Origin of the sequence: Morganella sp. EGD-HP17, assembly GCF_000512315.2 — a bacterium.
GTDB lineage: Bacteria > Pseudomonadota > Gammaproteobacteria > Enterobacterales > Enterobacteriaceae > Morganella > Morganella morganii.
In genome coordinates this window covers 24,729-45,197 of the sequence record NZ_AZRH01000018.1, presented here as the reverse complement: position 1 = coordinate 45,197, position 20,469 = coordinate 24,729, and the positions used below count along the sequence as shown (strand labels likewise).

17 protein-coding genes are annotated in these 20,469 nt (G+C 52.7%); 10 read left to right on the top strand and 7 right to left on the bottom strand.

Translation table 11 applies throughout. The features are described from left to right. Nucleotides 1–32 precede the first annotated feature (32 nt). Both X965_RS16470 and X965_RS16465 read right to left on the bottom strand, forming a co-directional pair. Complete coding sequence (locus X965_RS16470; RefSeq protein ID WP_004241541.1) at nucleotides 33–347, bottom strand: hypothetical protein; 315 nt, start codon at nucleotides 345–347, stop codon at nucleotides 33–35. A 161-nt stretch (nucleotides 348–508) separates the two neighbouring features. After that, the gene (locus X965_RS16465) at nucleotides 509–1,492 is read right to left on the bottom strand and encodes an NADPH:quinone reductase (protein WP_036418949.1); all 984 of its coding nucleotides are present in this window, start codon (nucleotides 1,490–1,492) and stop codon (nucleotides 509–511) included. A 232-nt stretch (nucleotides 1,493–1,724) separates the two neighbouring features. Between X965_RS16465 and dnaB the strand changes: the two genes are divergently transcribed. The 3 genes from dnaB to X965_RS16450 all read left to right on the top strand — a co-directional run bounded on the left by dnaB (nucleotide 1,725) and on the right by X965_RS16450 (nucleotide 5,542). Further along, nucleotides 1,725–3,131, top strand: coding sequence for a replicative DNA helicase (gene dnaB / locus X965_RS16460; protein WP_015422419.1), 1,407 nt, complete (start codon nucleotides 1,725–1,727; stop codon nucleotides 3,129–3,131). A gap of 79 nt (nucleotides 3,132–3,210) precedes the next feature. Continuing rightward, the gene (gene alr, locus X965_RS16455) at nucleotides 3,211–4,290 is read left to right on the top strand and encodes an alanine racemase (RefSeq protein ID WP_036418946.1); all 1,080 of its coding nucleotides are present in this window, start codon (nucleotides 3,211–3,213) and stop codon (nucleotides 4,288–4,290) included. A 55-nt stretch (nucleotides 4,291–4,345) separates the two neighbouring features. Next, nucleotides 4,346–5,542 (top strand): amino acid aminotransferase, encoded by a 1,197-nt coding sequence (locus X965_RS16450; protein WP_036418943.1) that lies wholly within the window; start codon nucleotides 4,346–4,348, stop codon nucleotides 5,540–5,542. 51 nt (nucleotides 5,543–5,593) lie between these two features. Here X965_RS16450 and X965_RS16445 read toward each other — a convergent pair whose 3' ends face one another. Together X965_RS16445 and uvrA are read right to left on the bottom strand one after the other, a co-directional pair. After that, a complete protein-coding gene (locus tag X965_RS16445; protein ID WP_036418940.1) occupies nucleotides 5,594–5,860 on the bottom strand; it encodes a DksA/TraR family C4-type zinc finger protein in 267 nt (88 codons plus the stop codon). A gap of 130 nt (nucleotides 5,861–5,990) precedes the next feature. Then, nucleotides 5,991–8,825, bottom strand: coding sequence for an excinuclease ABC subunit UvrA (gene uvrA / locus X965_RS16440; RefSeq protein ID WP_036418937.1), 2,835 nt, complete (start codon nucleotides 8,823–8,825; stop codon nucleotides 5,991–5,993). Between the two features lie 276 nt (nucleotides 8,826–9,101). Between uvrA and X965_RS16435 the strand changes: the two genes are divergently transcribed. From X965_RS16435 to ilvN, 3 genes are all read left to right on the top strand, one after another. Further along, the gene (locus X965_RS16435; protein ID WP_004238253.1) at nucleotides 9,102–9,623 is read left to right on the top strand and encodes a single-stranded DNA-binding protein; all 522 of its coding nucleotides are present in this window, start codon (nucleotides 9,102–9,104) and stop codon (nucleotides 9,621–9,623) included. A 1,191-nt stretch (nucleotides 9,624–10,814) separates the two neighbouring features. Continuing rightward, nucleotides 10,815–12,506: an acetolactate synthase large subunit gene (gene ilvB, locus X965_RS16430; protein ID WP_036418934.1), complete on the top strand. Its 1,692-nt coding sequence runs from the start codon at nucleotides 10,815–10,817 to the stop codon at nucleotides 12,504–12,506. Nucleotides 12,507–12,523: 17 nt separating this feature from the next. Next, entirely contained in the window at nucleotides 12,524–12,808 is a 285-nt protein-coding gene (ilvN, locus tag X965_RS16425) for an acetolactate synthase small subunit (RefSeq protein ID WP_004238249.1), read from the top strand. A 42-nt stretch (nucleotides 12,809–12,850) separates the two neighbouring features. Here the strand turns inward: ilvN and X965_RS16420 are convergent, their stop codons facing one another. Continuing rightward, the gene (locus X965_RS16420; protein ID WP_004238248.1) at nucleotides 12,851–13,408 is read right to left on the bottom strand and encodes a helix-turn-helix domain-containing protein; all 558 of its coding nucleotides are present in this window, start codon (nucleotides 13,406–13,408) and stop codon (nucleotides 12,851–12,853) included. Nucleotides 13,409–13,578: 170 nt separating this feature from the next. Between X965_RS16420 and X965_RS16415 the strand changes: the two genes are divergently transcribed. Further along, nucleotides 13,579–14,328 (top strand): sulfite exporter TauE/SafE family protein, encoded by a 750-nt coding sequence (locus tag X965_RS16415; RefSeq protein ID WP_036413660.1) that lies wholly within the window; start codon nucleotides 13,579–13,581, stop codon nucleotides 14,326–14,328. Between the two features lie 6 nt (nucleotides 14,329–14,334). Here the strand turns inward: X965_RS16415 and X965_RS16410 are convergent, their stop codons facing one another. Next, nucleotides 14,335–15,129: a M15 family metallopeptidase gene (locus tag X965_RS16410; RefSeq protein WP_036418931.1), complete on the bottom strand. Its 795-nt coding sequence runs from the start codon at nucleotides 15,127–15,129 to the stop codon at nucleotides 14,335–14,337. Between the two features lie 261 nt (nucleotides 15,130–15,390). Here X965_RS16410 and X965_RS16405 point away from each other — a divergent pair, with 261 nt between their 5' ends. The 3 genes from X965_RS16405 to X965_RS16395 all read left to right on the top strand — a co-directional run bounded on the left by X965_RS16405 (nucleotide 15,391) and on the right by X965_RS16395 (nucleotide 19,562). Continuing rightward, a complete protein-coding gene (locus tag X965_RS16405; protein ID WP_004238244.1) occupies nucleotides 15,391–16,737 on the top strand; it encodes an NCS2 family permease in 1,347 nt (448 codons plus the stop codon). A 272-nt stretch (nucleotides 16,738–17,009) separates the two neighbouring features. Beyond that, nucleotides 17,010–18,659, top strand: coding sequence for a Na+/H+ antiporter (locus X965_RS16400; protein ID WP_004238243.1), 1,650 nt, complete (start codon nucleotides 17,010–17,012; stop codon nucleotides 18,657–18,659). 3 nt (nucleotides 18,660–18,662) lie between these two features. Further along, a complete protein-coding gene (locus X965_RS16395) occupies nucleotides 18,663–19,562 on the top strand; it encodes a carboxylate/amino acid/amine transporter (RefSeq protein WP_015422422.1) in 900 nt (299 codons plus the stop codon). Here X965_RS16395 and metR read toward each other — a convergent pair. After that, entirely contained in the window at nucleotides 19,447–20,409 is a 963-nt protein-coding gene (gene metR / locus X965_RS19065) for an HTH-type transcriptional regulator MetR (protein WP_004241557.1), read from the bottom strand. The two genes, X965_RS16395 and metR, sit on opposite strands and share 116 nt — an antisense overlap. Between the last annotated feature and the right edge of the window lie 60 nt (nucleotides 20,410–20,469).

Below are 20,469 nucleotides of genomic sequence, written 5' to 3'. Positions count from 1 at the left end.
ACTCTCTGAACAGAGAGTTCATTTTGTTTCAATTATAATGAATCAAAGAAACGGTTATAGCATGCGATGATATAACTGATTTGTGCATTGAATGCGTCTTTGATTTCGTCTTTCTGTTCCGGTGTTTCAGCTTTCTTTTTCAGAATAAAAAAGCTTTCCTGCATTAATTGTACAGTGACATCTGCAGATTTTTGAAATGCAGATAAGCTATTGTTTTTACCGTAACATTCAAGAATGGCATCAAAGCGTTTATCCGCTTCATCACGAATCATCTGGAATTCAGCGTTTGTGATTCTGTCATCCTGATAGATGAAATCAACAAGATGGTTTATTTCCGTATTATTCATAATCATTCCTTTTATTAGTGAAAGAGAAATAAGAATAAATATCCGGTGTTAAACAATCAATAAAAATAAATATACAAATTTAATATGAACCAGAGGTATTTATTAATAAAAACCCTCATTTAATAACGAGAGTTTTTATTATTAATTAAATAATATATATCTTAAGGAATTAAGATACTGGATCCGGTCGTTGCACGGCCTTCCAGGCGTTTGTGTGCCAGTGCGGCGTCTTTCAGCGGGTAAACCTGATCCGCAGGGATGGAAATAGTCAGCTTACCGCTCAGGATCAGATCAAAAATTGCCTTGCTGGCTTCGTTAAGTTCTTCACGGTTGGTGATGTAACCAAAGACAGAAGGGCGGGTCACATACAGTGAGCCTTTCTTATTTAAGATCCCCAGGTCAACACCGGTGACCGGGCCGGAGGCGTTGCCGTAGCTGACCATCAGGCCGCGGCGCTTCAGGCAGTCCAGTGACGGCAGCCAGGTGTCTTTGCCGACAGAGTCATATACCACACCGACTTTTTCACCGTTAGTGAGTGCCAGCACCCGCTCAACAATGTCTTCTTTATTGTAGTTGATGGTTTCCCAGGCACCGGCGGCTTTGGCTTTCTGCGCCTTTTCATCAGAACCCACGGTACCGATCATCTTCGCGCCCAGCGCTTTGGCCCACTGGCAGGCGATTTGTCCGACACCACCGGCAGCCGCGTGGAACAGGAAGACTTCCCCGGCTTTTACCTCATAGGTTTTGCGCAGCAGATAAAACGCGGTCAGACCTTTCATAAAGCAGGCAGCAGCCGTTTCAAAGCTGATACCGTCCGGCAGAATGGCGAGCTTTTCTTCCGGCACGTTATGGATTTCGCTGTACGCACCCAGCGGAGACTGTCCATAAACTACGCGGTCACCGACTTTAATGTGTTTTACGTTTGCACCGGTTTTCACCACCACACCAGCGGCTTCAGAGCCGACACCGGAAGGGGATACCGGCGCAGGGTACAGGCCGCTGCGGAAATAGGTATCAATATAGTTCACACCGATTGCTTTGTTTTCCACCTGAACTTCACCCGGTGCCGGATCTGCCGGCGTAAAGTCACGATAAACCAGCACATCGGTACCGCCGGGTGCATCAAATTCAATACGTTTAGCCATGGAGGGAACCTCATTCGGAAAAAAAGAGTGACCACTTACCTGCAAACAGCGCAGAAACAGTAAGCGGGACAGTTAATCATATGATTTATTGTATTTGGCATAATTGCATGTCACTGAAAATTACTCAAGCTTCGTGCAATCAGCGGCAAAGGAGGGCTATACTACCCGCTCTGTCCCGTTCAGGGACGCAGGTATTCTCCCCGGCAGACGCACTGATAAGTAAGAGAGTTTCATGGCCAGATATCCCAAGGACACCAAGACCGACAAACCCCGTGACCATCAGATGGAAGGGCTGAAATTACCGCCGCATTCCCTGGAAGCCGAGCAGTCCGTTCTCGGCGGACTGATGCTGGACAACGAGCGTTGGGATAATGTCTCTGAACGTGTGACCGGCGAGGATTTTTTCAGCCGCCCGCACCGGACGATTTTCAGTCAGATGCAGCGCCTGCTCGAGCAGGGACGGCCGATTGACCTGATCACTCTGTCTGAAGCACTGGAAACCGGCGGCGAGCTGGAAAATGTCGGTGGTTTTGCCTATCTGGCAGAACTTTCGAAAAATACGCCAAGTGCGGCGAACATTAATGCTTATGCTGATATCGTCCGTGAACGTGCGGTGATCCGCGATATGATTTCTGTCGCCAATGAGATCGCCGATGCCGGTTACGATCCGCAGGGGCGTTCCAGTGAGGATCTGCTCGATCTGGCGGAATCCCGCGTGTTCCAGATCGCCGAAAACCGTGCCAATAAAGATGAAGGGCCGAAGGGGATCGAGGCAATTCTGGAAGAAACCGTCGAGAAGATCGAAAAACTTTATGCTCAGCCGCATGACGGGGTGACCGGGGTATCGTCCGGGTATCAGGATTTGGATAAAAAGACCGCTGGTCTGCAACCTTCTGATTTAATTATTGTTGCGGCGCGTCCGTCCATGGGGAAAACCACCTTCGCCATGAACCTGTGTGAAAACGCCGCCATGACCGAAGAAAAACCGGTGCTGATTTTCAGCCTCGAGATGCCCGGCAACCAGATCATGATGCGTATGCTGGCTTCCCTTTCCCGCGTTGACCAGACCCGTATCCGTACCGGGCAGCTCGATGATGAGGATTGGGCGCGCATCTCCAGCACCATGGGTATTCTGCTGGAAAAGCGCAATATGTATATTGATGACTCTTCCGGCCTGACCCCGACCGAAGTCCGTTCCCGCGCACGGCGGATTTTCCGTGAGCACGGCGGCTTAAGCCTGATTATGATCGACTACCTGCAATTAATGCGCGTACCGTCTCTCTCTGATAACCGTACCCTGGAAATCGCTGAGATTTCCCGCTCCCTGAAAGCACTGGCCAAAGAATTACAGGTACCGGTGGTCGCGCTGTCCCAGCTGAACCGTAGTCTGGAACAACGTGCCGATAAACGCCCGGTAAACTCCGACCTGCGTGAATCCGGCTCTATCGAGCAGGATGCCGACCTTATCATGTTTATCTACCGTGATGAGGTGTATCACGAAAGCAGTGATCTGAAAGGCGTGGCTGAAATCATTATCGGTAAGCAGCGTAACGGCCCTATCGGAACCGTCCGTCTGACCTTCAACGGCCAGTGGTCGCGTTTTGATAACTATGCAGGGCCGAGTTATGACGATGAATAAACCGTCTGAATATAGTACGGACGGCATAATAACCCTGATAACAAACAAGACATCAACAACCCCTAACCAAGGAACCCCTATGAAAGCGGCAACAGCCGTCATTGACCGTGGTGCGCTGCGCCACAACTGGCAGCGGATCCGGGAATTGGCACCGGACAGCCGTCATGTTGCGGTGGTCAAAGCAAACGCCTACGGCCACGGATTAGTCGAAATCGCCCGTGAACTCAATGAGGCGGACGCGTTTGCGGTGGCGCGTCTGAGCGAAGCGCACGCGTTGCGCGCCGGTGGTATTGTTAAACCTATCATCTTACTGGAAGGTTTTTTCGATGCGGCGGATTTGCCGGTGATTGTTGCCAGTCGTCTGGAAGTGGCGGTTCATTTTGAAGAGCAGTTAGTGGCGCTGGAGCAGGTGCAGTTATCGGATCCGGTGAAAGTCTGGATGAAAATTGATACCGGTATGCACCGTCTCGGCGTGCGTCCGGAAGAAGCAGAAGCGTTTTATCAGCGGTTGTGTAAATGCAAAAACGTACAGCAGCCGGTGAATATCATCAGCCATTTCAGCCGCGCTGATGAAGATGACGCACAGCCGACAGAAGCCCAAATCACCCGCTTTATGGCATTTGCTGCTGATAAACCGGGGGAAAAATCGATTTCCGCGTCCGGTGGTATTCTTTACTGGCCGCAGGCGCACCTCGACTGGGTTCGTCCCGGGATCATTCTGTACGGCGTGTCACCGAAAAGCGGTACCGAAGCCGGTGATTACGGCCTCAAACCGGTGATGACCCTCAAATCCCGCCTGATTGCTGTGCGTAAACATAAAGCCGGGGAAGCGGTCGGTTACGGCGGTACCTGGGTCAGTGATCGTGACACCTGCCTGGGTGTGATTGCCGTCGGTTACGGTGATGGCTATCCGCGCAGTGCGCCATCCGGCACACCGGTGGTAATTAACGGGCGCCGTGTTCCCATTGCCGGGCGTGTTTCCATGGATATGATAACTATCGACCTGGGGCCGGATTGCAGTGATAAAGCGGGTGATGAAGTCATTTTGTGGGGGGATTCACTGCCGGTAGAGCAAATCGCAGAAGCCAGCGGTATCAGCGCCTATGAACTGATCACCAAGCTGACCTCCCGCGTGGCAATGGAATATCTGGACGAATAAAATCTGACGCGATATGTTCTGATAGTGAGAAAAATTACAATCAGGAGTATCGCTTGTGTTCGAACATGTAGACGCCTACGGCGGCGACCCGATCTTAACGCTCGTTGAGCATTTCAAACAGGATCCCCGGAAGGAGAAGGTCAATCTCAGTATTGGCCTCTATTACGACGATTCCGGGGTGACTCCGCAACTGAACAGCATCGCACAGGCGAAACAGCGCTATAACGCGCAGGATACCGGGGCCTCCCTGTATCTGCCGATGGAAGGTTTTGCTCCTTACCGCAGCGCGGTACAGACGCTGCTGCTGGGCGATGACAGCGGGCTTATCCGCGAAGGCCGCGTGGCGACGATCCAGACTCTGGGCGGATCCGGTGCACTGAAGATCGGCGCGGATTTTCTGCACCGTTATTTCCCGGGATCGGATGTCTGGCTCAGTGATCCGACATGGGAAAACCATCAGGCGATCTTTGCCGGAGCAGGATTTAAAACTCATTATTATCCGTATTTTGATCCGCAGACCAAAGGTGTGAAGTTTGACGAGATGCTGGCAACATTTGAGACGTTACCGGCAAAAAGCGTCATTTTACTGCATCCGTGCTGCCATAACCCGACCGGTTCCGATCTGACACCGGAGCAGTGGGACAAAGTCGTCGCGGTGGTGAAAAAGCGGGAGCTGATCCCGTTCCTGGATATTGCTTATCAGGGCTTCGGCGGCGGTATGGAAGAGGATGCTTATGCTATCCGCGCCATGGCGGCGGCAGAGGTACCGTGTTTCGTCAGTAACTCGTTCTCAAAAATTTTCTCACTGTACGGTGAGCGTGTGGGCGGGTTGTCAGTCCTCTGCCCGACACAACATGAAGCAGAGCGGGTGCTGGGTCAGCTGAAAGCGGGTGTGCGCCGTGTCTATTCCAGTGCACCGTCTTACGGGGCAAAACTGGTCTCTGAAGTGCTGAATGATACTGCGCTGAAAGCACAGTGGCTGGCGGAAGTGGACACCATGCGCAGCCGGATCGCAGAGATGCGGACAGTGCTGGTGAATACACTGAAAAACACATTGCCGGAGAAGAACTTTGATCATCTTCTGCATCAGCGCGGGATGTTCAGTTACACTGGGTTCAGTCCGGAGCAGGTTACCGCACTGCGTGAGCAGCATGCGGTGTATCTGGTCGGTTCCGGGCGTGTCTGTATGGCGGGGGTGAACCGTCATAATGTGGATGCGATTGCGCAGGCTTTTGCGGCGGTCAGCCGTTAATCCTCAGCAATGAAATGATGATGCGCGGAATAATTCTGTTCCGCGCCTGTTTCAGCGTAGCTGACTGTCTTTACTGCCGCGCCGGTTATAGCCGCTGAATGCGGCCTGCTTTTTATCCGCTTCTGCCTGACAATTCACACACAACTGCACACCGGGTATTGCATCACGCCGCGCCTGCGGGATCGGGTCACCGCACTCTTCACAAAACAGCGCGCTTTCCCCTGTCACCAGCTGGCTGCGCACCCGCGCGACCGCATCATCCAGTGTGGCATCAATCTGCTCCTGAACAGCAGAATCACTTGCCCATCCGCTTGCCATGTCCGCCTCCTGTTTCCGGTGGTTGCCTGATACTTTATTTTATCACGGGTTGCTTATTATTTCACCAGCACGGAAAGCGGACAAAAAAATACCGCAGCGAACGCTGCGGTATTTTCAGAATCAGAAAAGATTAATATCCTCTTTTCAGGATCGGCTTCAGGAAGCGGGCGGTGTGTGAGCGTTCACATGCCGCCACCTCTTCCGGGGTACCGGCGATCAGGATTTCACCGCCGCCGCTGCCGCCTTCCGGACCTAAATCCACAATCCAGTCCGCAGTTTTAATCACATCGAGGTTATGTTCGATAACCACAATACTGTTGCCCTGGTCGCGCAACTGATGCAGTACCGCCAGCAGTTGTTCGATATCCGCGAAGTGCAGACCGGTGGTCGGCTCATCGAGGATATAGAGTGTCTGCCCGGTGCCGCGTTTGGAGAGTTCCTTCGCCAGTTTCACCCGCTGCGCTTCACCACCGGAGAGGGTTGTTGCCGACTGCCCGAGGCGGATGTAAGACAGTCCGACATCCATCAGGGTCTGTAATTTACGCGCCAGCGCCGGGACGACATCGAAGAATTCGCGGGCTTCCTCGATAGTCATATCCAGCACTTCGTGGATATTTTTCCCTTTGTATTTCACTTCCAGGGTTTCGCGGTTATAGCGTTTGCCTTTGCACTGGTCGCACGGCACATACACATCCGGCAGGAAGTGCATTTCCACTTTCAGTACGCCGTCACCCTGACAGGCTTCGCAGCGGCCGCCCTTGACGTTGAAACTGAACCGTCCCGGTGTGTAACCGCGTGAGCGGGATTCCGGTACGCCGGCAAACAGTTCGCGGACAGGCGTAAACACGCCGGTATAGGTCGCCGGGTTTGAGCGCGGGGTCCGTCCGATCGGGCTCTGGTCGATATCAATGACTTTATCAAAATGTTCCAGACCTTCGACAGACTTATACGGTGCAGGCGTAATGGTGGTCGCGCCGTTGAGCTGTGTCTGGGCAATCGGGAACAGCGTGTCATTGATCAGGGTGGATTTCCCTGAACCGGAAACCCCGGTGATACAGGTAAACAGGCCGACCGGCAGATTCAGGGTCACATTTTTCAGGTTGTTGCCGCAGGCACCGGTGATGGTCAGCATTTTGGCCGGATCGGCCACATTGCGTTTTTCCGGGATACTGATCCTGCGTTCGCCGCTGAGGAATTTCCCGGTCAGGGAATCCGGCGTGCCGATAATATCCTCCAGTGACCCCTGGGCGACAATCTCCCCGCCGTGAACACCCGCGCCCGGGCCGATATCGATAATATGATCAGCGGCGCGGATAGCATCCTCATCATGCTCCACCACAATCACGGTATTACCGAGATTGCGCAGATGAATCAGGGTTTCCAGCAGGCGGTCATTATCGCGCTGATGCAGCCCGATTGACGGCTCATCCAGCACATACATCACACCGACCAGACCGGCACCGATCTGACTGGCAAGGCGGATACGCTGAGCCTCGCCGCCGGACAGGGTTTCTGCGGAGCGGGAGAGTGTCAGGTAATTCAGGCCGACGTTAACCAGGAACTTCAGGCGATCCTGAATCTCTTTCAGGACTTTTTCGGCGATTTTCGCGCGCTGGCCGCTGAATTTCAGGTTATTAAAGAAATCCATCGCATGTCCGATGCTGAAATCAGAAATCTGCGGCAGCGTGGTGTTATCGACAAACACAAAGCGGGCTTCTTTTTTCAGACGGGTGCCGCCGCAGGAAATACACGGACGGTTGCTGATATATTTGGCCAGTTCCTCGCGCACTGCCATGGATTCCGTTTCTTTATAACGGCGCTCCATATTGTGCAGCACACCTTCGAACGGATGATGACGGACTGTCACATCACCCCGGTCATTGGAATATTTAAACTCAATGGATTCACGGCCTGAACCATTGAGGATCACTTTCTGAATTTTGGCCGGTAACTCTGAATACGGGGATTCAATATCAAACTTATAATGATCCGCCAGGGACATCAGCATCTGATAATAATAGAAATTACGGCGATCCCAGCCGCGGATAGCCCCGCCGCCGAGTGACAGATTCGGGTTCTGCACCACGCGATCCGGATCGAAAAACTGCTGAACACCCAGACCGTCACAGGTCGGGCAGGCACCTGCCGGGTTGTTGAAGGAGAACAGGCGCGGCTCCAGCTCACTCATGCTGTATCCGCAGACCGGGCAGGCAAAGTTCGCTGAAAATACCAGCTCTTCGGCGCTGTTATCTTCCATATCGGCGATAATGGCCGTACCGCCGGACAGTGTCAGTGCAGTTTCAAAGGATTCCGCCAGGCGCTGTGTCAGATCATCCCGGACTTTAAAACGGTCAACCACCACTTCGATGGTGTGTTTGATCTGTAATTCCAGTTTCGGCGGATCAGAGAGATCACAAATCTCCCCGTCGATCCGCGCACGGATATAGCCCTGTGCCGCCAGGCTATCGAGCAGTTTGGTGTGTTCGCCTTTGCGCTCTTTGACGACCGGCGCCAGCAGCATCAGGCGTTTGCCTTCCGGCAGGGTCAGAACATTATCCACCATCTGACTGACCGTCTGTGCCGTCAGCGGAATATCGTGATCCGGACAGCGCGGCTCACCCACACGGGCAAACAGCAGACGCAGATAGTCATGAATTTCAGTAATTGTTCCCACGGTGGAACGCGGGTTATGGGAAGTGGATTTCTGCTCGATGGAAATTGCCGGGGAAAGCCCTTCAATATGATCCACATCCGGTTTTTCCATCAGCGACAGGAACTGACGCGCATAGGCGGACAGGGATTCCACATAGCGGCGCTGCCCCTCGGCATAGAGTGTATCAAAGGCAAGGGACGACTTCCCGGAGCCGGATAACCCCGTGATAACAATCAGTTTATCACGCGGAATAATGAGGTTGATATTCTTCAGATTGTGGGTGCGGGCGCCCCGTATATCGATATTATCCATGTACCACTTCCCGGGAGTTTCAGATAGCGAACAATTTATTCAGCCTGATATTATTGCACATAATTTACTGAATGGATATCCAGTATCAGAAGAAATCTGTGTATAATCTCAGCAGCATTTGCCTGACAGCTGATTGTATTTTGCGCAGCAGATTTTAGAGAAGACACGCAAATCTGCAAAGGAAATCACGGCAAAAGATTACCGTTTCAAAAAAGCCACTCAGACGTGTTAGACTAGATCCTTATATGTTTTAAACAATTTCATCGGGAGTATTTCATGGCCAGCAGAGGCGTCAACAAAGTCATTCTTATCGGGAACCTGGGTCAGGATCCGGAAGTGCGTTACATGCCTAACGGCGGTGCGGTTACCAACATCACACTGGCGACATCAGAATCATGGCGTGATAAACAAACCGGCGAAATGAAAGAGAAGACCGAATGGCACCGTGTGGTGATCTTCGGCAAACTGGCAGAAATTGCCGGTGAATATCTGAAAAAAGGTTCACAGGTTTATATCGAAGGTTCACTCCAGACCCGCAAATGGCAGGATCAGAGCGGCCAGGAGCGTTACACCACGGAAGTCGTGGTGAATATCGGCGGCAGCATGCAAATGCTGGGCGGCCGCAGCGGCGGTGGCGACAATATGTCTCAGGGCGGCGGCTGGGGTCAGCCACAGCAGCCACAACAATCCCAGCAGTTCAGCGGCGGCGGCAACCCGCGCCCGGCACAGCAGCCGGCAGCAGCAGCACCGCAAAGCAATGAACCGCCAATGGATTTCGATGACGATATTCCGTTCTGATCCGGATCCGCTGAAAGTACCCTGCATCTGCGGGGTATTTTTTTGCCCGGATTTTCTGACCGCAGCCCGGAACAGACAAAAAAATACCCCTTATGTCGGTGACAGTAAGGGGTGATGTCTCATGCCGTTGGATGAACACATGAGATTGCCCGGGGTTAACAGGCAGTGTAGCTTATGTTTTTATAAGTCCTGTTTTTGTCCTGTTCGTCTGATTTTTCATCATAACGGGTATTTTTATTATAAGTGTCTGCGTAATCGGATGTATGTTTGCGCTTAATTAAAGAAAAACCCAATAAAATCATTGGGTATCAATAAGTTATATACTCAATTTTTATAAAAATGCGATAAGAGGCTTAAAGAGCATGTGTCGGATTACGTTTTATCGGTAAACCTGAAACGTGACAATCACGATAGTAATTATATGTGATTTAAATCACATAAAAATGGTTGTTTTGGCCTGTTTTGTAATTTCAATGTAATTTTAAAGCTTATTTGTAACAAATGAATCACATTAAAATGATGTTTTTTTCCGGACTGGCCGGATGAGTAAAGCCGGACTTTTATCCCATTGAGCAATAAAACTGATAAAGAAACGGTTTTTAGTGACTGACAGCGATAATGTGAACACACGCTGCTTCCGGTTATTTCACTGCAATATATTCCGCTGCAATTTCCTTAAATTGAGTTTTATAGCTCCGCGTTATGATTACCTTTCCTTTTTTATCGCTGTTTTCCTTGTGAAATAGTGCTGTTTCACACTGCTGAAGTAAATTGGATATTTTAATATATATTTATAAATCAATTTGTTAGTTGTTTTTGGGTTTTATGGCAGTGATTTATCAGTGATGGCGATCACAATTCAGCGGCTGAATAAAAAATAAATGAAAAAAGGCTTGTACAGATTTCATTCTTATGTTTTTTTAAAGTACGAACCGAATTTATTCATACACAATTTACTGTTGAGAGATATCCCGTGAAACCATTCACCCGTCCGCAAAACGTACTACTAACAACCGCGCTATCAGACGCGGTTGTCGTCGTGCGTGTGGTAGTGGTGGTGGTCGTCGGCAGCGCGCCGTAACGGGCTGGGATCAGCAACAGGATCACTAACCCCGCCGGCGTAAACCGAGCGGGGTTTTTTTATGTCAGGCTCCGCGAAACTGAACCGGTTGTTAAGAAAAGGATGATGTTATGGGAGCTTCACAGCAGACTCAGGCAAAAACCCGGATGACGGGGGCGGAATTAATTATCCGCATGTTAGAACAGCACGGGATCACCTCTGTGTCCGGTATCCCGGGCGGGGCGGCACTGCCGCTGTATGATGCGCTGGGCAACAGCCGGATCCGGCATATCCTCGCCCGTCACGAGCAGGGCGCCGGGTTTATCGCACAGGGTATCGCCCGCACCACCGGCAAAGCGGCAGTGTGTATCTCCTCCAGCGGGCCGGGTGCGACCAACCTGATGACCGCCATTGCGGATGCCAAACTGGATTCCGTTCCGCTGGTCTGTATCACCGCCCAGGTCTCCTCGCCGATGATCGGTACCGATGCCTTCCAGGAAGTGGACACTTACGGCATGTCTATCCCTATCACCAAACACAACTACCTGGTGCGCAATGTTCAGGATTTGCCGGGCATTATCGCCGATGCATTCCGTATTGCGGAATCCGGCCGTCCGGGACCGGTCTGGGTGGATGTGCCGAAAGATGTTCAGGCAGCCATCATTGAGATTGATGAATTACCGCCAATCATGCCGAAAGATCCGCTGCCGCTGTTTGATGCGGAAAAAGTCACTGAAGCTGCCGCGATGATTAATCAGGCAAAACGCCCGATTCTGTATATCGGCGGCGGTATTGTGGCTTCGCAGTCCCAGCAGCTGGTACAGAGCTTCGCCGAGCGTGCCGGGTTGCCGACCACCATGACACTGATGGGATTAGGCACCATCCCGCAGCAGCATCCGCTCTATCTGGGGATGCTGGGCATGCACGGTGCGCGTTATACCAATATGATTTTGCAGGAATCGGATTTGCTGATTGTGGTCGGGGCACGCTTTGATGACCGCGCGATCGGTAAGGCGGAGCAGTTCTGTCCGGATGCCAAAATTATTCATGTGGATATCGACCGCGCGGAGATCAGCAAGATCAAACAACCGGATATCGCGATCAACGCGGATGCCGGACAGGTGCTCGCCATGCTGCTGCCGCAGATTGAGGTGAATGCCCGTCAGACGTGGAACGATCATATCGCGCAGATCAAACAGGAGTTCCCGCTGGAGCAGATTAATAAATCCGATCCGTTAAGCCATTTCGGACTGATCGCCGCTGTGGCGGATGCGGTGGATAATGATGCCATCATCACCACCGATGTCGGTCAGCACCAGATGTGGGTAGCACAGGCGTATCCGTTATGCCGTCCGCGTCAGTGGCTGACCTCCGGCGGGCTCGGAACGATGGGCTTTGGGTTACCGGCGGCGATTGGTGCCGCACTGGCAGAGCCGTCACGCAAGATCGTCTGCTTTACCGGAGACGGCAGTATTATGATGAATATCCAGGAGATGGCGACCGCCGCCGAGCATAACCTGGATATCAAAATTATTCTGATGAACAACCAGGCGCTGGGGATGGTTCACCAGCAGCAGACACTGATGTTCAACGAGCACATTGTGGCATCTGCCTATCCGTATCAGACTGATTTTGTGACAATTGCCAAAGGCTTCGGATTACACACCTGTGATCTGAATAAAGAGAGTGATCCGCATGCTGCATTGCAGGCGGCGATTGAGCGTCCCGGGCCGTGTCTGATCCACGCATTAATCGATGTCAGTGAAAAAGTGTGGCCGATGGTATTGCCGGGTGATGCCAATATCGATATGGTCACAGCCTGATGACGGAGAACAGAATCATGGAAAAAAATAATCAGCCTATCGCTCTGGAACTGGTTGTCCGCAACCACCCCGGTGTTATGACGCACATTTGCGGTCTGTTTGCCCGCCGGGCGTTTAACGTGGACGGTATTCTGTGTCTGCCGCTGCCGGGACAGGATCACAGCCATATCTGGCTGCTGGTGAAATCGGATGATCGGCTAAGCCAGATGGTCAGTCAGGTGGAAAAACTGGAAGACGTGCAGGACGTAAAATACAACGAAGACATCAGTATCTTTGAGCAACTGAATAAATACATTCAGTAGAATGATGAAACCGGGCAGATAAGCCCGGTTTTTTGTCTGTGGTTACGGCGATGTCTGGCCGATATGGGAATAGGACATAATCAGCGTGCCGCTCAGCTCGCCTTCCATGCAGATATAAGAGTGGGGAATATCACAGGAGAACGCATAGAAATCCCCCGGTTCCAGCAGCACAGTCTGATCTTCATTAAAGCGCATCATCAGCGTACCCTGATGGATAAGAATATGCTCATGGGTGCCGGTGCTGTGCGCGGGGCTGTTAATAATTGCGCCGCGGATCATCTTCAGGTGCCAGATCTCCGAAATATTCCCCATGCCGACACGGAATTTAAAATCTTCCGCATATTCCCCTTTAAAGACTTTATTTTTTTCGTAACGGGGATAACCTTCATTACTGGCGGTAAACAGATCCCCCAGCGGAAAACGCAGTGCGACGGCAATGGCCTCCAGTGTATCGATACGCGGATTGGAATCACCGGATTCCAGTTTGGACAGCGCGGCTTTCGAGATGCCGGAGAGTTTTGAAAGATCATTGAGCGACAGGTTACGCGCCTGACGCAGCAGTTTGACTTTCTGGCCGATGTGGGCACTGGTTTTTAGCATAATGTAATTGATACCAATGAAATTTGCAGGGAAACCCTGTTAGTATTGCACACTTGTTGTACAACGGTAAGCCGTGATTTTCCGGAAAAACAGGTCTGACAGGTGATACTATCAGATGAAAGCATCCGGCATGGTGATAATTAACATATGTCATTAAACGGGTGCTCACCATGATCTATACCCTGCCATGGGCAGATTTTTTCATCTGTTTTACGGTTCTCTTCTTCGGTTATCTGGTCTTCGGCATGGTCGGCTTTGGCTCTGCGCTGATCTCAAGCCCGGTACTGGCCTTCTTTATTCCTGTCTCACACATTGTGCCGATGCTGGCGCTGATGGATCTGGGCGCGGCGGTGATTAATGTCACCCGCGACGGGCGCAAAGCCGATTTTGCCGAGCTGAAGTGGATGGTGCCGCTGATGATAGGCGGCAGTCTGATTGGCGCGGCGATCCTGCTGAAAACTCATCCTGATTTGCTGGCGGTGTTCCTCGGTGCTTTTATTGTTCTCTATGCACTCTATTCCCTCTTTATTAAGAAAGCTGTGCGGCATTACCCGCAGAAATACATTATTCCGTTCGGGATCGGCGGCGGTATTCTGAGTGCGCTGTTCGGGGCCGGCGGGTTTGTCTATGCCATCTATTTTGCCGGGCGGATTGAGGATAAAAACCGCTTCCGTATCACGCAGACTACCCTGATCGGCTTCAGTACATTAACCCGCGTGATTATTTTCCTGATCATGGGGATCTACCGGAACAGCGAAATAGCTATTACCGCGCTGCTGTTCCTGCCTGCGATGGTGGCGGGAATTGTCCTCGGGCGGCATATCACCATGCGTATCCCGAAAGAGGCATTTTTCCGTTTTCTGAATATGGTGATCCTGCTGGCCGGGCTGACGTTGCTTATCAGCAACCTGGTACACTGACAGCCGTCAGCGCAGCACTTTTTTAGCACATTGCCGGGCGCGCTGTTGCTCGTCCGGGGTTTTACTTTTACTGAAGCAGTCGCGGTAGCGGGCGGCATAGGCACTGTATTGCGCCTGTGCCTCCGCCAGCGGCAGGGACAGCAGGTGGTTGATAAAAGTAAAACTGCCGATCTCCGCATGCTGATAATCCACCGGATTTTTCCATTCCCCGCCCCAGCGGAGAAAACCGTGACTGAAAACCAGCGGCAGCACGTTTTCCATTTTTCCGTTACGGATATTTTCTCTGTTGGTCAGCGCCGCAGCAGATTGCGGCGGACTGATGGTCACACGGCTGTTTTTGTCGCGGAAGCGGTAAGGGTTTTGCTGCGGATTAATATCGATCGCCATGCCGTAAGCGTGTTTTGACCAGGCCTTCTGACTTGCCTGACGGCGACCGTTAAATGCTGACGTATTATTGGCGGCCATGGATGCCTCATCATCGCCGCCGAAGGTCTCTATCGGCAGCACACTGTGCAGCGGGAATTTTTGCCGGTACAACTCATCAAACAGCGCTTCCGTTTCGGGGGCAATAATATCGGCGACAGTAATGGTGCCGGTGCGGGTTTCGCCCTCAAAGGTGATAAACCGGACATCCACATTGACCAGCCGTTCACAGGGCACCGGGTTTTCCGGCGTGATAATACCCAGCGCTGTCATGGCGCGGCAGGTGTCCGGGCTGAGCGGGGTGATCGCCGCCTGTGCTGCCGGTAATGCAGAACAGAGCAGGCTTACAGGGAGGAGAAAAGCGGTCAGTTTCATCATCTATTCCGTCATCAGGCACCGGGACGGATGATGATAACCCGTCAGCGGCACAGAGGTGAAAAAATTCCCGGATTTGGCCTTGATTATCAGGATTTTTCCTAAGATAATCGTTTGCCTCAAAAAATCACATCTTTTCTCTGTAAAAAGCCAAACGTTTGCGTCGTGTGTGTCCGGTTTTTCTATCCGGAAACCGGCGGATTTTTTCTGAAAACGCAATCGTTTACGTGATGTGACACAAAATTCATTAACACAGGTGATGACATGTCTGCGACACAGCCGCAAAGCGGGTGCAAATTAGACCAATTTTTTAAACTGACTGAGCGCGGCACTACTGTCCGCCGTGAAGTTCTGGCCGGGCTGACCACATTCCTGGCGATGGTGTACTCTGTGATTGTTGTGCCGGGCATGCTCGGCCAGGCGGGGTTCCCGCATACGGCGGTCTTTATCGCCACCTGTCTGGTGGCCGGGTTCGGCTCCCTGCTGATGGGGTTATGGGCAAATCTGCCGATGGCTATCGGCTGTGCGATTTCCCTGACCGCCTTTACCGCATTCAGCATGGTACTTGGTCAGAATATCCCGATCCCGGTCGTACTGGGCGCGGTCTTCCTGATGGGGGTGCTGTTTACCCTGATCTCTGTCACCGGTATCCGGACATGGATTTTGCGCAATATCCCGATGGGTATTGCCCACGGCACGGGGATTGGTATCGGTCTGTTCCTGCTGCTGATCGCCGCCACCAATATTGACCTTGTGGTCAAAAACCCGGGTGCGGGCATGCCGGTGTTACTGGGGGATTTCACCTCTTTCCCGGTGATGATTGCACTGGCGGGTCTGGCGGTGATTTTCGGTCTGGAACGCCTGAAAGTGCCGGGTGCAGTACTGCTGGTGATTATTGCGATTTCCGTTATCGGGCTGATTTTTGACCCGAATGTGAAATATCAGGGCTTCTTCAAACTGCCATCCCTCGGTGATGACGGGCTGTCACTCTTTTTCAGCATGGATATCATGGGCGCACTGAAGCCGGTGGTTCTGCCGACGGTACTGGCGCTGGTTATGACAGCGGTGTTTGATGCGACAGGCACTATCCGTGCGGTCGCCGGTCAGGCGAATCTGCTGGATAAAGATAATCAGATCATTAACGGCGGTAAAGCCCTGACGACAGACTCCGTCAGCAGCATTGTGGCCGGCGTGGTCGGCGCGGCGCCTGCGGCGGTGTATATCGAATCTGCGGCCGGTGCCGCTGCGGGTGGCCGTACCGGGCTGACCGCGACCGTGGTCGGGGTGCTGTTCCTGCTGATTCTGTTCCTCTCCCCGCTTTCTTATCTGGTTCCGGCCTATGCCACGGCACCGGCGCTGATGTATGTCGGCCTGCTGATGCTGAGCAATGTCAGCAAACTGGATTTCGGTGACTTTGTCGGCTCCATGTCCGGTCTGCTGTGTGCGGTGTTTATTGTTCTGACCAGTAACATTGTGACCGGGATTATGCTGGGCTTTGCCTCACTGGTTATCGGCCGTATCGCCGGGGGTGAATGGCGTAAGCTGAATATCGGCACTGTTCTTATCGCAGCGGCACTGGTGGCGTTTTATGCTGGCGGCTGGGCAATTTAAGTGATAAATCACCACTTAACGGATGCTGGTGGTGACGATACGCTTTATTTCTACGATTTGTCTCAAAATACTAATTAATTGCCCGAATTAATGGCCTGAGAAGATAAAATAGCAGTGGCGGATAACGCATCCGCCACTGCTTTTTTTTTGTATGATAGTGGCAACCGGCGGTAATTTTTTCTCCTCCGGGGTCTTATTGCGGTTTTTTTGCCGTTATTAACAGTATCTTTTTGTCAGCGGGCTGATGAAGCCCTAAGTTCAGTAAGGGTAATATGGAAATATTCTTTACGATTCTTATTTTGATTCTGGTCGTGTCGGTGTCCGGTGTTCTCACCAAAATGATCCCGTATCGTATTCCGTTACCCATCATTCAGATCGCGATGGGGGCTCTGCTTGCCTTCCCGCAGTTTGGTCTGCATGTCACGTTCGACCCTGAACTGTTTCTCGTCCTGCTGATACCGCCGTTGCTGTTTGTTGACGGCTGGAAAACCCCGACCCGGGAATTTATGCAGAAAGGGCGGGAAATCTTCATCCTGGTGCTGTTCCTGGTGCTGGTCACTGTTATCGGTATCGGGTATCTGATCTACTGGCTGATGCCGGGGATTGAGTTGATCCCGGCCTTTGCCCTTGCGGCGGTGCTGTCTCCGACAGATGCCGTGGCGCTGTCGTCGATTGTCGGCAAAGGGCGCATTCCGAAACAGATGATGGGCATTCTGGAAGGGGAGGCGCTGATGAATGACGCCTCCGGCCTGGTCGCGCTGAAATTTGCCGTGGCGATTGTCATGGGCACGATGATTTTCTCCGTCACCGGTGTCACGCTGGAATTCTTCAAAGTCGCAATCGGCGGCCTGCTGGCGGGGGTGGCAGTTACCTGGCTGTACAGTAAGTCACTGCGCCTGATGAGCCGCTGGAGCGGGGATGACCCGGCCACGCAAATCGTCTTTATGTTACTGCTGCCGTTCGCCTCTTATCTGATTGCGGAACACATCGGTGTGTCCGGTATCCTGGCGGCCGTGGCGGCGGGGATGACCATCAGTAAATCCGGGGTTATCCGCAATGCGCCGCTGGCGATGCGTCTGCGGGCGGATAATGTCTGGGGGATGCTGGAATTCGTCTTTAACGGCCTGGTCTTTATTATGCTCGGCCTGCAACTGCCGGGGATCTGGCAGGTGTCGGTGATTGAGGCGGAGCTGGATCCGACCGTGGAAACCTGGATGCTGTTTACCGCCGTTATCGTTATCTATTTTGCTCTGCTGGTGCTGCGTTTCTGCTGGCTGTGGATGATGAAAACCGTCAGCCGCCTGACCTTAAAACGCAAGCCGCTGGATTTCACCTTCTACACCACCCGTGAACTGTGGCTGGCATCATTTGCCGGGGTACGCGGGGCGATAACCCTGGCGGGTGTGCTCTCTATCCCGCTGTTCCTGCCGGACGGCACACCGTTCCCGGCGCGTTATCAGATGGTGTTTATCGCCGCCGGGGTGATTATCTTCTCGCTCTTTATGGGGGTGGTATCGCTGCCGTTCCTGCTCAAAGGGATGCATGTCGGGGATAAACAGGCGGATGCCAATGAAATCCGCGCGGCGAAAGCGGCGATGGCGGAAGTGGCGATTGTCAGTATCGGCAAGATGGAAGAGCGTCTGTCCGCCAGTTCGGACGAGGCGCTGGATGCGGAAGCTATCAGTGAAGTGGCCTCCAGGGTAGCCGGGCATCTCAGGCGGCGTACTGCCGGTGATGATGAGATGGAATATAATCTCCAGGTGGAAGATCTGGAGCGCCGTTTCCGTCTGACTGCACTGCGTGCCGAGCGCGGGGAGCTGTATCACCAGCGTGCGACCCGTAATATCAGCAATGAAACCCTGCAACTGCTGCTGCATGACCTGGATCTGCTGGAAGCCCTGCTGGTTGAGAAAGAAACATAACCGATGCCGTTACTGATTATTACCACAATTCTGTGGGCCGCATCGTTCAGCCTGATTGGCGAGTATCTCGCCGGTCAGGTGGACAGCTGGTTCTCTGTGTTAGTCCGTGTGTCGCTGGCGGCACTGGTTTTTCTGCCGTTTCTGCGCTGGCGCGGGATCGCCCCGAAAGTCATTCTGATGTATATGGCGGTGGGCGCCTGTCAGCTCGGCATTATGTATCTCTTTGTTTTCCATGCCTACAATTACCTGACCGTTGCGGAATTCCTGCTGTTTACCGTGCTGACACCCTTGTATGTGACACTGATTTATGACCTGCTGGAGCGGCGTGGTCTGCGCTGGGGTTATGTGTTCAGTTCGCTGCTGGCGGTGATTGGTGCGGCGGTGATCCGCTATGATCATCTCAGTGATTCTTTCTGGACGGGGCTGATTCTGGTACAGCTGGCGAATATCTTCTTTGCCATCGGTCAGGTCGGTTACAAGCGGCTGATGGAAGTGCATCCGCTGGTGCAGCGCACGGCGTTTTCCTGGTTCTACCTCGGTGCCTGTGTGGTGGCGCTGGCGGGCTGGCTGCTGTTCGGTAATTTCGCTAAAATACCGTCCACGCAGTTACAGTGGGGTGTCCTGCTGTGGCTGGGAATAGGTGCTTCCGGAATCGGCTACTTTATGTGGAACTACGGCGCCACACAGGTGGACGCCGGAACACTCGCGATCATGAACAACATGATGGTTCCGGCGGGATTACTGGTGAACTTTGCCATCTGGCAGCAGCATCCAAACTGGCTCACGTTCAGCATTGGCGCAACCCTGATTGTGGCATCCCTGTGGGTGCACCGGGTATGGATACTGAAGCCGTCTTTACAAAAGGCAGATTGTCCACCGCGTGCTGACGCGTCGCGCGAATAAACGACTCAACAGCCGGCTGGCGCTGTTCCCCGCTGCGGTTTGCGGCATACAGCCGGCTCCACAATCCTTCACCTAAGGTTTTGGTCACCACCATTCCCTGTCTTTCAAAATTCTCCACCGCCCAGTGCGGCAGTGCGGCGATCCCCATGCGGGCGGCGACCATCTGGATCATCAGCAGGGTGTTATCCACGGTTTTTATCTGAGGGGAAACACCGGCCGGTTGCAGGAAACGCCGCCAGATATCAAAGCGCTGACGCTGTACCGGATAAATCAGCAGGGTTTCTGCGGTCAGATCCTGCGGCTGGATATGCAGACGGCGGGCCAGCGGATGATCCGGTGCCACCACCAGTTTCACCTCATAATCAAACAGCGGCGTGTATGTCAGCTTCCCGTTGTGCTGCTCATCAATATCGGATGTCAGCACCACATCGAGTTCGCGTTTCAGCAGTTCCGGCTGCGGATCAAAACTGACCCCGGAAGTGAAATCGACATTAATCTGCGGCCAGCTTTCGCGGAAATGCGCCAGTGCGGGGGTAAGCCACTGAATGCAGCTGTGGCACTCAATCGCCACGCGCAGCGCGGTCAGTCCCGGCTCATTGCATTCACGGATGGCATCTTTCACCAGCGGCAGTACCTGCTCCGCCAGTTGTAACAGTACCTGTCCCTGCGGGGTGAATTGCAGCGGCTGGGTTTTGCGGATAAAAATCCGGTAGCCGAGCCGGTGCTCCAGTTCACTGAACTGATGGGAAAGGGCGGATTGTGTCTGATGCAACGCACCTGCTGCTCCCGCGAGCGACCCTGACTGATTCAGTGCCTGAATTGTTTTTAAATGTTTTATTTCTATCATGAGGAACCTTCAGGTTAGCGATGAAGAATTTGCGCTTGTTTCTTATACAGTACCCGTTGA

Bases quoted from the DNA above. Each gene is read 5' to 3' on its own strand.
- alr (WP_036418946.1), top strand. From the start codon at position 3,211: ATGAAAGCGGCAACAGCCGTCATTGACCGTGGTGCGCTGCGCCACAAC.
- ilvB (WP_036418934.1), top strand. From the start codon at position 10,815: ATGGGAGCTTCACAGCAGACTCAGGCAAAAACCCGGATGACGGGGGCG.
- X965_RS16465 (WP_036418949.1), bottom strand. From the start codon at position 1,492: ATGGCTAAACGTATTGAATTTGATGCACCCGGCGGTACCGATGTGCTG.
- X965_RS16395 (WP_015422422.1), top strand. From the start codon at position 18,663: ATGCCGTTACTGATTATTACCACAATTCTGTGGGCCGCATCGTTCAGC.
- X965_RS16405 (WP_004238244.1), top strand. From the start codon at position 15,391: ATGTCTGCGACACAGCCGCAAAGCGGGTGCAAATTAGACCAATTTTTT.
- X965_RS16410 (WP_036418931.1), bottom strand. From the start codon at position 15,129: ATGATGAAACTGACCGCTTTTCTCCTCCCTGTAAGCCTGCTCTGTTCT.
- ilvN (WP_004238249.1), top strand. From the start codon at position 12,524: ATGGAAAAAAATAATCAGCCTATCGCTCTGGAACTGGTTGTCCGCAAC.
- X965_RS16435 (WP_004238253.1), top strand. From the start codon at position 9,102: ATGGCCAGCAGAGGCGTCAACAAAGTCATTCTTATCGGGAACCTGGGT.
- X965_RS16400 (WP_004238243.1), top strand. From the start codon at position 17,010: ATGGAAATATTCTTTACGATTCTTATTTTGATTCTGGTCGTGTCGGTG.
- X965_RS16470 (WP_004241541.1), bottom strand. From the start codon at position 347: ATGAATAATACGGAAATAAACCATCTTGTTGATTTCATCTATCAGGAT.
- uvrA (WP_036418937.1), bottom strand. From the start codon at position 8,825: ATGGATAATATCGATATACGGGGCGCCCGCACCCACAATCTGAAGAAT.
- dnaB (WP_015422419.1), top strand. From the start codon at position 1,725: ATGGCCAGATATCCCAAGGACACCAAGACCGACAAACCCCGTGACCAT.
- X965_RS16415 (WP_036413660.1), top strand. From the start codon at position 13,579: ATGATCTATACCCTGCCATGGGCAGATTTTTTCATCTGTTTTACGGTT.
- X965_RS16445 (WP_036418940.1), bottom strand. From the start codon at position 5,860: ATGGCAAGCGGATGGGCAAGTGATTCTGCTGTTCAGGAGCAGATTGAT.
- metR (WP_004241557.1), bottom strand. From the start codon at position 20,409: ATGATAGAAATAAAACATTTAAAAACAATTCAGGCACTGAATCAGTCA.
- X965_RS16420 (WP_004238248.1), bottom strand. From the start codon at position 13,408: ATGCTAAAAACCAGTGCCCACATCGGCCAGAAAGTCAAACTGCTGCGT.